The sequence below is a fragment of the Geothermobacter ehrlichii genome, assembly GCF_008124615.1.
Taxonomy (GTDB): Bacteria; Desulfobacterota; Desulfuromonadia; order Desulfuromonadales; family Geothermobacteraceae; genus Geothermobacter; species Geothermobacter ehrlichii.
This window is the reverse complement of the sequence record NZ_VNIB01000013.1, coordinates 96,300-105,726: the sequence shown is the minus strand read 5'-3', so window position 1 is coordinate 105,726 and position 9,427 is coordinate 96,300. Positions and strand designations below refer to the sequence as shown.

Here is a 9,427-nt window from a genome sequence, read left to right as displayed (position 1 = left end):
TCACAGTATGCCAGCACAGACTTCCAGTCGTTACTGGTCAAGCATGGCATGCGCTGCAGCATGAGCCGCAAGGGCGATTGCTGGGACAACGCCCCGGTTGAAAGTTTCTTTGGCAGCCTGAAGCAGGAGGTGGTATTTCACCAGAGATATCCGACCCGCTTCCACGCTCGCCAGAGCATTTTTGAGTACATCGAGCGGTTCTATAACCGGCGCCGTCTGCACTCAACGCTGGGCTATAAAAGCCCGGCTGAATACGAGGCGGCCTATTTTGAACTTGCAGCCTAACCCGGTGTCCACTAAACCGGGGGAAGGTCAGAATCAGCTTGCGGTTCGGGTCGGTTCGGCGGGCGATCTGTTGCAGGATGTCGTCCAGTTGCTGCTGGTTGATGGGGGTCTGCAGAAAGCGGCAGCCGAGTTCGCGCGCCATCTCTTCTTCGTGCGCCGACCAGGGTTGGCAGACCAGAAACATGTTGCGCACCAGCCCGTGACAGTTGCCATGGAGGCGCTGGCGGATGAACTCGATGCCGCGGGTGCCGGAGAGGTGCTGACCGATGAAGAGGACGTCGGCGCAGGTGTGGCCCCTTGGACAGGCACAGACGTTGTCGCGAAAGCCGGAGCAGAAATCGGGGGCGGCGCAGGGGACGACCTCGTGGCCGAGGGTGTAGAGCAGCATCGCGAGGGATTCGCGGGTGCTCTCGACAGGATCGATGACAATGACGCGCAATCGGACCATGGCCCCCTCCGGGATGCGCTTTGGTCTATCTGAATCAGCGTTTTATTTTTTAAATAGCATGAAGCTCTGTTCAATGTAAATAAAATAAACTCTTGTTAATTTTATGGTGGTCCCGGTGTGGAGTCACTATTTCGGTTCATTCCGGTTCGGCTGACCGGCATCCGGCGCCAGATAGCGTGTTACACTGAATGAAAATGCCTGCCAAGGGGGTCTGGACCATGCCTGTATCGATTCGTCTGTTCTGTTTCTGTCTTTTGCTGTTCTTGCTGCCGGCCTGCGAGCAGCCGTCTCCGGAGCCGGCCGGCAAGGTCAATGCCGATGCCGCTTACCGGGAGTTTTTCGGCGCGGCGCCGAAAGTCCGGGCCGGCACCGCCTGGGCGCGGGTCGGTTTTCTGCCGCGCACCGACGGATCGGGGCGTCTGCAGCCGCTTCCCTTCTTTCTCTACCGGCAGGACGGCCAGCTGCAGCTGCTGCTCGACCAGCTGACCGGCCCTTTGCTCCGTCCTTCCGCTGCCAGCGGCCTGTTCAACCCCTTTCCGCCGGGTAGCCGGGCGGTGACGGCCAACCGCGTGGGAAACAGCCGGGAGATCAACCTGACCCTGCCGGCCGGGGCAAGTGGAGATCTGGATGCCATGGCGGCGGTGCTGATCGAGACGGCGGCGCGTTTTGCCGGGGTCGAACGAGTCGCCCTCACTCTCGACGGTCGACCCTGGCCGGGGATGCCGGAAGGCGGGTTCGTGCCCCGTCCCGACCGCATCGCCGATCCGGGTCCGCCCCGGCCGCTGGCGGCCTATGCCTCCCTGGCGGCGGGGCAGGGGCATCCACCGGAGATTCTGGTCTATTTCGACCGGCCGGTCTCCATCGAACGGTTCCGGCTGTTCGATGCCGACGGCGCGCAGGTAACGGGGGATTCTTTTCAGTCGGTCTTCGACATGGCGGTGGTGATCCATACGAAACAGCCGTCGAGGCTGCAGGTCGGAGCGCCGCTGAAGATCGGCTGGCAGGCGCGGGATGCCAAGGGCCGCCAGGGGCGCGGCGAGGTTGTGTTGCCGCTTCAGGGGCGCGGCGGGTAGCAGGGCGATGACGGCCACCGCTGGCGGCCGTCATCGCCCCAAAGACTTATTGACGAAAGGTTATCCGGTATTTGAATGTCGCCGGATCGAGCCAGTCGAGGGTCTCATTGCCAATCTGGGCGAAGGGATACATCAGGTAGTTGACTGCCGGTCCCTGCTGCGGAGGGTTGAGCTGCAGGTCGCGCCCTTCCGAGAGACGGATGCGGTAGGCGTCGACGCCACCCCAGAAATATTCCCGCAGTTCGGCCACCTTCGGGTCGTCCAGAGAGAGGTTCTGTTTCAGCATTGCCTTGCGCACGTCCGCCGGATCGACCGGAATCCAGCCGGTTCCCGGCAGGTAGAACTCGGCCCAGCAGTGCTGCCACTGGCTGATGTCCTGCCCGTCCTTTTTGCCCAGGCGCAGTCCGAGGATGTCCCGGGCTGGCACGCCGGCGGCCCGGGACAGGGCGACGAAGAGCGAGCTGATGTCGGCGCACTTGCCGCCGGGGCGCTCGAGCAGATGCGGTACGTCGCCGAGGCCGCAGCCGCGGGTTTGCGGATCACGGAAGGTGTTGTCCACCGTCCAGTCGTAGATGGCGCGGGCCTTCTCCAGAATGGTCTTTTTGCCGGCGGTGATCTGTTCGGCCAGGGCCCGGACCGGACCGTCGACCGGACCGAGGGAGGTGGCGGCCAGGTAGGGAGCGGCAAAGGCCGGATCGAGAGGGATGTTGCTGTCCGCGAGGTCGCGTCGCGCCTGTTCGCGTCGCTCGGCGCGGAAACGGAAGGTCAGCTGGCGGCTTTTGGCGTTTTTGTCCCAGCGGACGAAAAGCATGCTGACGCCGTGCCGCCGGTCGGTATAGACTGCAGCTTCGCTGTAGTCCCCCTGCCAGGAGATGTCGGAAATCAGCTGGTTGGCGTCCGATACCGGGTAGGGAATCCAGAGTCTGGCCTCGGCTCCGGGCTGGTGGGCCGACAGGTCGAAGCTCCAGGTGACGGTTCCGGCGGCATTGGCTCCCAAGGCGGGAGTGGCGAGCAGCAGGATGAGAAGGCTGAGCAACAGGCGGTACATGCTATCCTCCGTGAATTTGTTGTTATCGGCAAGGTACGACAAAAAAGCCGGCAAGTCCAATAAGTTAAATCGAAAAAATCAATAAGACAAATCGTAAAATCCTATTCATTGTCGACTCCGGAGTTGAATTCATGCTGAAGCGTCTGTCCCAGCATCTGGCTGTCGTTCTGGTCGAACCGCAGCAGCCCGGCAATATCGGTATGGTCTGCCGGGCGATGGCCAACTTCGGCATCCGCGATCTGCGTCTGGTCAATCCCTGCCAGTATCTGCATCCGGAGGCGCGCAAGTTCGCCGTCGCCGGTCATTCGCTGCTCGGTGATGCTGCCACCTTTTCCGATCTGGCCGCCGCCCTGGCCGATGTGCATCTGGCTGTCGCCGCCACCCGTCGTGGTGGACGGCTGCGTGGAACCCTGCATCCGAGCTGCATGCTGCCGGACCTGGTGGCGGAGCTGCCGCCGGGCGGGAAGGCGGCGCTGGTATTCGGGCGCGAGGATCACGGTCTGACCAACGAAGAGCTGGCCCTGTGCACGGCGGGGGTGAGGATTCCCAGCAGCGAGGATGTCGGTTCCCTCAACCTGGCGCAGGCGGTTCTGGCGCTGCTCTACGAACTGCATCGCCAGCCGGCGCCGGCAGCGGTTCCGGCCCCGGCTGCCGACCTGCCCGAACATGCCGAACTGGAGGCGATGTTCCGGCAGATGGAGGAGGTGCTCGACCGGGTCGGCTTCAGCAATCCGGCCTGCCCGGGAGCCACCTTCTTCCGCCTGCGGCGCCTGCTTGCCCGGGCACGTCCCGACCGGGAGGAGCTGGCCCTGCTGCGCGGCCTGTGGCGGCAGCTGGCCGAGAGCGTGAACGACTGGCCGGGCCGGCGGCGCGGCGAGGGGCCACGGAAGGGTTAGCAGCCGGCTGTCGCACCGGCGGCGGAGAGCTTGACGCGGCCGGCGGCGTATGGTTCATTCCTTGCATCATTCAGTCGGACATTCACCATCATCCCCTGAAGGAGGTTTTTCATGCACGCACGTTTCATGCTGACAATGCTGGCGGCTCTGCTGCTGGCCGCCGGACCGGCGCTGGCAGACGAGATGGTATCGTTCAAGGCCGGCTATCTGATGCTCTCCCCCGAAGGCAAGGTGGCGGTCGACCAGCTCTCCCTGAGCGACCAGATCGACCTGGAAAAGGATCTCGGCTTCGACGACAGCGAAGAGTATTTTGCCGAGGCGGCGCTGCAGTTCGGTGATTTCCGGCTGGGGCTGGCCTATGTGCCGCTCGAGTTTTCCGGCCAGGGAACGCTCAACCGCTCCATCAATTTCAACGGCCAGACCTTCGATGCCGGCGTGCCGACCAGCAGCGAGGTCAGCATCGATCTGCTCGACGCCGGTCTGACCTGGTACCTGGTCAATGTCGACGATCTGCCGGTGCGGGTACAGGTCGGCCCGGAAGTGTCAGTGAAGTGGGTGCAGGCCGAGGCGACTCTGAAGGGCGAGGTCGGCGGGGTGTCGACGACCGAGACCGAGTCGGTCGATGTGCCGGTGCCGACGATCGGGGCGCGGGTGCGGATCGGACTGGCCGATTTTGTCAGCGTTTCCGGGCGGGTCGGCTATCTTGAGTACGATGACAACAGTTTCCTCGATGCCGATGCCCAGGTCGAACTTTCGCCTCTGCCCCTGGTCGGCATCTTCGGCGGCTACCGCTACCTGGAACTGGACGTGGACGATTCCGGCGTCTTCGTCGACGCCACCTTTTCCGGTCCCTATGTCGGGGCGTTTGTCCGCTTCTGAGTGAAAAAGGCGCCCATCCCCCGGGGGATGGGCGCCAGGCTGCAAAAAAGCTTGCTACCGGGTCTTTGGGCGACCTGTTTTGTCGCCGGGCCCGGTCTTTTTACGAAACCGGGCCGTCGACCTGCCGGATTTCGTCCCCCGGGCGGATCGTCCCGCCTTCGATCACCCTGGCGAAAATTCCTTCCTTCGGCATGACGCAATCGCCGGCCTGGTAGTAGATGGCGCAGCGGTTGTGGCACTCCTTGCCGATCTGGGTCACTTCGAGCAGAACTTCCCCGATTCTCAGCCGCGCTCCCACCGGCAGGCCGACCAGGTCGATCCCCCGGGTGGTCAGGTTTTCAGCGAAATCCCCCTTGTCGACATCGAGCCCGAGGGCGCGCATCTTGTCGATGCTCTCCTGGGCCAGCAGGCTGACCTGGCGGTGCCAGTCGCCGGCGTGGGCGTCGCCGACGATCCCGTGATCCGGCCGCAGTTCGACCCGGTCGACCGGGGTCTTGCGTTCTCCCTTGTTTCTGCTGATGCAGGTTGCGACGATCGTGGCTGGCATCATGATGCTCTCCTTGCTTTCAGACATTCATCACCCGCGCCTCCTGCGCCTTGAAGACGGCGTGAAGCCGGGTTCCTTCCCTGAATCTGCCCATCTGCTCCCAGGAGCGCAGGCTGATTTCGGCGACGATCTTCTCGCGGCCGGTCAGGGTGACGCGCACCCGGTCGCCGAGCACCACCAGCTCCTGTACCTGGCCGGCAATGACGTTGCGCGGGCTGCCGCCGGGGGGCTGGTGGAAGAGGGCGACCTCCCAGGGGGCGACGGCGAGGGTCGCCGGTCCCGGTTCGCCGGTGCAAAAGTCTCCCTGCAGGCGCAGGCCGTTGTCGCTGACGAAACTGCGACCGTCACCGTTGTCGACCACCCGGCCGGCGATGACGTTGATGCCGGCGAAGCGGGCGACGAAATCGCTCTGCGGTTCGCGCAGCAGCTGGTGGTAGCTGCCGTGCTGGACGATGCGTCCCTGCTCCATGACCGCCACCCGCTTGCGGAAGTGGGCGACCTCCTCGGCGTCGTGGGTTACCAGCAGGGTCGGAATCCGCAGACCGAGAAGAACGCCCTGCAGCCAGCGGCGGATTTCGCCGCGCGCCGCCGGATCGAGGGCGGCGGTCGGCTCGTCGAGCAGCAGCAGCTGCGGGCCGGTGGCCAGTGTCCGGGCCAGGGCGACCTTCTGCCGCTCGCCGCCGGAAAGGGTGGTGACCCGGCGACCGGCCAGGTGGGCGATGCCAAGCTGCCGCAGCAGTTCCGCCACCTTTTCCCGCCGAGGTCCTCCACCGATGCCGCGCAACTTCAGGCCGAATTCGATATTACCCCTGACGTCGAGATGGGGGAAGAGGGCCAGGTCCTGAAAGACCATGCCGACAGCGCGTCTTTCCGGCGGCAGGCAGATCCCCCGCTCGGCGTCGAACAGGATCCGCTCCCCGAGCCTGATCCGTCCATGCCGGGGCCGGTCCAGCCCCGCCAGCAGGCGCAGCAGGCTGCTTTTGCCGGCGCCGTTCGGTCCGAGCAGGACGGTGACGCCCGGCTCGATCTGCAGCTCGACATCGAGCACGAAGTGCGGCAATGGCCGTTGCAGCTGGCAGAGCAGGCGACTCATGGCTTCGGCCCCCGCGGGGTGACAAGGCGCACGGCGCCGAGCAGCAGCAACGATATCAGCAACAGCAGGGAACCGAGGGCGAAGGCCCGCGGCGGGTCCGACTCAAAAGCGCTGTAGATGGCCAGCGACAGGGTCTGGGTGCGTCCCGGCAGGTTGCCGGCGAAGAGGATGACGGCGCCGAACAGGCCGATGCCCTGGGCCTGGGCCATGATCGTTTCGGCGACCAGGCCGCGACGCGCCAGCGGCAGGCTGACGCGGAAGAAGACCTGGTGCGGCGTGGCCCCCAGCAGCAGGGCCGCCTCTTCCAGCCGGTGATCGAGACTGTCGAACAGCAGACTGCAGCGCCGCACGAAGGAGGGGGTGACGATGAAGAGGATGGCGATCACCACCGCCGCCAGGGTAAAGGGAAGGCGCAGGCCGACGCCGGCCAGCAAATCGCCGAGCAGGCCGCGGCGGCCGAAGGCGAGCAGCAGCGCCAGGCCGGCGACCACAGGCGGCATCACCAGCGGCAGTTCGAGCAGCATCTCCAACCCCCGGCGCCGGCGCCGGTCGAGGCGCGACAGGCCGTAGGCGGCGGGGAGGCCGAACAGCAGAATCGGCGGCAGGGCCAGCAGCGAGGCGAGCAGGGTGATCCGGATCGCCTGCAGCACCTCGTGATCGCCGAGCAGGTGCGCCAGTTCCATCGGCGAGCTGGCCAGCAGCAGGGCACCGATCGGCAGCAGTATCAGCAGGGCGATCAGCATCCCGCTGCCGGCCAGGTAGAGGTGGAAGGGCCCCGGCCGTCTCATGGGCCGTCTCCTGGCGGCAGGAAGCCGTGGCGTCGCATGATGTCGGTCCCCGGTGGCGTGGCGAGGAAGGCGAGAAACTCTCTCGCCGGCCGCCGGTTGCCACCTGTCAGCACTGCCGCCGGATAGCGGGCGACGGGCAGGTCGCCGCAGGGAAAGGCGCGACCGACCAGGCGTCGGGCCGCGGGGGCGGTCAGATCGCTCTGGTAGACGATGCCGGCATCGGCCTCGCCGAGCAGCAGCTTGGCGACGATCGCCTTTACCTGGGTCTCTTCGCTGACCACGTTGTTGCGGATGGCGGCCACCCGGGCGGCGCCGAAACCGGGATCGCCGGCAAGACGCTCGAACAGCCGGCGGGTGTAGGCGCCGATCGGAACCTGCGGATTGCCGACGACGAGCAGCAGCCCGGGGCGGGCGAGGTCGGCTGGTGTGCGGATCTGTTCCGCCATGTCGGCTGTTACCGCCAGCACCAGGCGGTTACGGGCGATGAAGGCCGGCTGCTCGACCAGGCCGGCCCTTTCCAGGCGCGCCATGGCGTCCTGACTGGCGGCGATGAAGAGATCGGCCGGGGCTCCCTGCTCTATCTGGGCGGCGAGGGTCTGGCTGCCGGCGAAGTGGAGCCGGATGCGGACGCCGGGGTGTCTGTCGCCGTAGACGGTCGCCGCTTCGCCGAGGGGTTCGGTCAGGGACGAGGCGGCGAAGATCCGCAGCTCGTCCGCGCCGGCCACCGTCGGCGCCAGGAGCAGTATCAGGCAAACCAGAAGCCGTTTCATTCACCGTCTCCGAACCGTTCGTCGACCAGCCGCTGCAGTTCGGTCCTGATGCGGGCGTAGCGGTCCAGCAGCCGTTCCGCTTCGCCGGTCAGCCGGGTCGACCCACCCCCTCTGCCGCCTTTGCTGCGCACCACCAGCCGGAAGGGCGCGTGCTCCTCCATCTGTTTCAGTTGTGCCCAGGCCTTGCGATAGGAGAGGCCGAGGCGGGCCGCCGCGGCGTTGAGGGAGCCGGTGTCGCGGATCGCCAGCAGCAGCCGTTCCCGGCCGTCGCCGAGCAGTGGACGGCCGTCGAATTCCAGCCAGATCTTGCTGCGCACGCGGATGGTTTTCATGGTTTCAAATCATTCAGCCACAAAGAGGTCTAACGCAAAAAACGCTCCTCAAGAAAATCGGCGACGGCCGCCGGGTCGTCGAGGTCGAAACAGGGAACGTCCAGTTCGAGCCGGACGTCGCTGGCAACGGCGATCAGGGTCGGGTCGTGTGTTTCACCCCGGCAGAGCAGCGGTTCGCCGCGCGCCTTGCGATGCACCTCGATCTTCGGCATCTCGCTGCGTTTGAAACCTTCGGTAAGGACGATGTCGACATCGCCGCAGTAGGCGGCGATGCATTCGGCGAGGGGCGGCTCGACGCCTTCGGGATTCTGCCGGACCATGGCGATCTGCTGCGGCGAGGCGATCAGCATGGTGTCGGCGCCGGCCCGGGTCAGCCGCCAGGAATCCTTCCCCTCGTGATCGATGCTGAAGCTGTGCGCGTCGTGCTTGATGGCGGCGACCCGGTAGCCGCGTCGTTTCAGTTCGGCGATCAGTTTTTCCAGCAGGGTGGTCTTGCCGGTGCCGCTGCGGGCGACGACGGTGACGACGGGCGGCATCATGACTCTTCCTCCAGCAGCCGGGCCAGCTGTTCGGGGGTGTTGATGTTGACCAGGGAACGCTGCCAGCCGTCCGGCAGCTCCGGCGGGTCGAGATAGCGGATGTCGATGCGCCGGTAGAAGTCGTAGATGCGGTACTGACCCTGCCGCAGCATCTCTTCCATCCGGCCGAGGCAGTTCTTGTGATAAAGGGCGAAGACCGGCTCGTATCCGTCCGGCGTGCGCGGGACGACGGCATCGTGCCCCTGGCGCACGGTGAGCATCCTTTCGACGATCCGTGCGTCGGGCCAGGGCATGTCACAGGGGGCGACCAGGATCCAGTCGGTTGTCGCTGCCAGCAGCCCGGTGTACAGACCGCCCAGGGCGCTGCCGGGGTAGCGGTCGGGGAGGGATGGCAGCCCGGGTCTTTCCAGGTCGGGACGGCTGCCGGCGATCAGGACATGGCGGCAGAAGCGGTGCAGCAGCTCGAGGGCGCGCTGGTAGAGAGGCTGGCCGGCAAAGAACAGCCGCGCCTTGTCGCGGCCCATGCGGCGGCTTCGGCCGCCGGCCAGCAGCACGCCGGTGAGGTCGGCCTGCCGGGGAGTGCTTTCTTCGATATGCGGATTGTGCATAACGACAGAAAGTTTACGCGGCCGCGTGGAGGTTGACAAGAGAAATGCACCGGTTTTTCGAGCGTCAACCGGGGAAGAGCCCTGTCCGGATGGAGAGTGTGCAGACCGGCGTCGTTGATGC

The 9,427-nt window shown here is 65.7% G+C and carries 13 protein-coding genes; 5 read left to right on the top strand and 8 right to left on the bottom strand.

The window, feature by feature from the left end; translation table 11 throughout:
* The 3 genes from EDC39_RS12695 to EDC39_RS12685 all read left to right on the top strand — a co-directional run.
* Positions 1 to 285 (top strand): integrase core domain-containing protein (locus EDC39_RS12695; RefSeq protein ID WP_148896770.1); only part of this gene is annotated, 285 nt, incomplete at its 5' end.
* Positions 269 to 766: a hypothetical protein gene (locus EDC39_RS12690; protein WP_187426796.1), complete on the top strand. Its 498-nt coding sequence runs from the start codon at positions 269 to 271 to the stop codon at positions 764 to 766. The genes EDC39_RS12695 and EDC39_RS12690, both read left to right, overlap by 17 nt.
* A gap of 185 nt (positions 767 to 951) precedes the next feature.
* Positions 952 to 1,806 carry a GerMN domain-containing protein gene (locus EDC39_RS12685; RefSeq protein ID WP_187426795.1) on the top strand — a complete coding sequence of 285 codons (855 nt, stop codon included), beginning with the start codon at positions 952 to 954 and terminating at the stop codon, positions 1,804 to 1,806.
* Between the two features lie 46 nt (positions 1,807 to 1,852).
* Here the strand turns inward: EDC39_RS12685 and EDC39_RS12680 are convergent, their stop codons facing one another.
* Positions 1,853 to 2,854, bottom strand: coding sequence for a transglutaminase-like domain-containing protein (locus tag EDC39_RS12680; RefSeq protein WP_148896767.1), 1,002 nt, complete (start codon positions 2,852 to 2,854; stop codon positions 1,853 to 1,855).
* A 131-nt stretch (positions 2,855 to 2,985) separates the two neighbouring features.
* Between EDC39_RS12680 and EDC39_RS12675 the strand changes: the two genes are divergently transcribed.
* Together EDC39_RS12675 and EDC39_RS12670 are read left to right on the top strand one after the other, a co-directional pair.
* Positions 2,986 to 3,750, top strand: a complete 765-nt coding sequence (locus EDC39_RS12675) for an RNA methyltransferase (protein WP_148896766.1) — start codon at positions 2,986 to 2,988, stop codon at positions 3,748 to 3,750.
* Between the two features lie 111 nt (positions 3,751 to 3,861).
* The gene (locus EDC39_RS12670; protein ID WP_148896765.1) at positions 3,862 to 4,629 is read left to right on the top strand and encodes a porin family protein; all 768 of its coding nucleotides are present in this window, start codon (positions 3,862 to 3,864) and stop codon (positions 4,627 to 4,629) included.
* 100 nt (positions 4,630 to 4,729) lie between these two features.
* Here EDC39_RS12670 and EDC39_RS12665 read toward each other — a convergent pair whose 3' ends face one another.
* Genes EDC39_RS12665 through mobA form a run of 7 tightly spaced genes read right to left on the bottom strand, consistent with a single transcriptional unit; the run spans position 4,730 to position 9,306 of the window.
* A complete protein-coding gene (locus EDC39_RS12665) occupies positions 4,730 to 5,176 on the bottom strand; it encodes an MOSC domain-containing protein (RefSeq protein WP_148896774.1) in 447 nt (148 codons plus the stop codon).
* A gap of 19 nt (positions 5,177 to 5,195) precedes the next feature.
* Positions 5,196 to 6,269 carry an ABC transporter ATP-binding protein gene (locus tag EDC39_RS12660; protein WP_148896764.1) on the bottom strand — a complete coding sequence of 358 codons (1,074 nt, stop codon included), beginning with the start codon at positions 6,267 to 6,269 and terminating at the stop codon, positions 5,196 to 5,198.
* On the bottom strand, positions 6,266 to 7,057 hold the full coding sequence (locus EDC39_RS12655; protein ID WP_148896763.1) for a molybdate ABC transporter permease subunit: 792 nt from the start codon (positions 7,055 to 7,057) through the stop codon (positions 6,266 to 6,268). The genes EDC39_RS12660 and EDC39_RS12655 overlap by 4 nt, the downstream gene beginning before the upstream one ends.
* On the bottom strand, positions 7,054 to 7,827 hold the full coding sequence (gene modA, locus EDC39_RS12650; protein WP_148896762.1) for a molybdate ABC transporter substrate-binding protein: 774 nt from the start codon (positions 7,825 to 7,827) through the stop codon (positions 7,054 to 7,056). The genes EDC39_RS12655 and modA overlap by 4 nt, the downstream gene beginning before the upstream one ends.
* Positions 7,824 to 8,159, bottom strand: coding sequence for a winged helix-turn-helix domain-containing protein (locus EDC39_RS12645; protein ID WP_148896761.1), 336 nt, complete (start codon positions 8,157 to 8,159; stop codon positions 7,824 to 7,826). Before EDC39_RS12645 ends, modA begins: the two co-directional genes overlap by 4 nt.
* Before the next feature lie 29 nt (positions 8,160 to 8,188).
* Positions 8,189 to 8,698 (bottom strand): molybdopterin-guanine dinucleotide biosynthesis protein B, encoded by a 510-nt coding sequence (gene mobB / locus EDC39_RS12640; RefSeq protein ID WP_148896760.1) that lies wholly within the window; start codon positions 8,696 to 8,698, stop codon positions 8,189 to 8,191.
* Positions 8,695 to 9,306: a molybdenum cofactor guanylyltransferase gene (mobA, locus tag EDC39_RS12635; RefSeq protein WP_148896759.1), complete on the bottom strand. Its 612-nt coding sequence runs from the start codon at positions 9,304 to 9,306 to the stop codon at positions 8,695 to 8,697. Before mobA ends, mobB begins: the two co-directional genes overlap by 4 nt.
* Positions 9,307 to 9,427 lie beyond the last annotated feature (121 nt).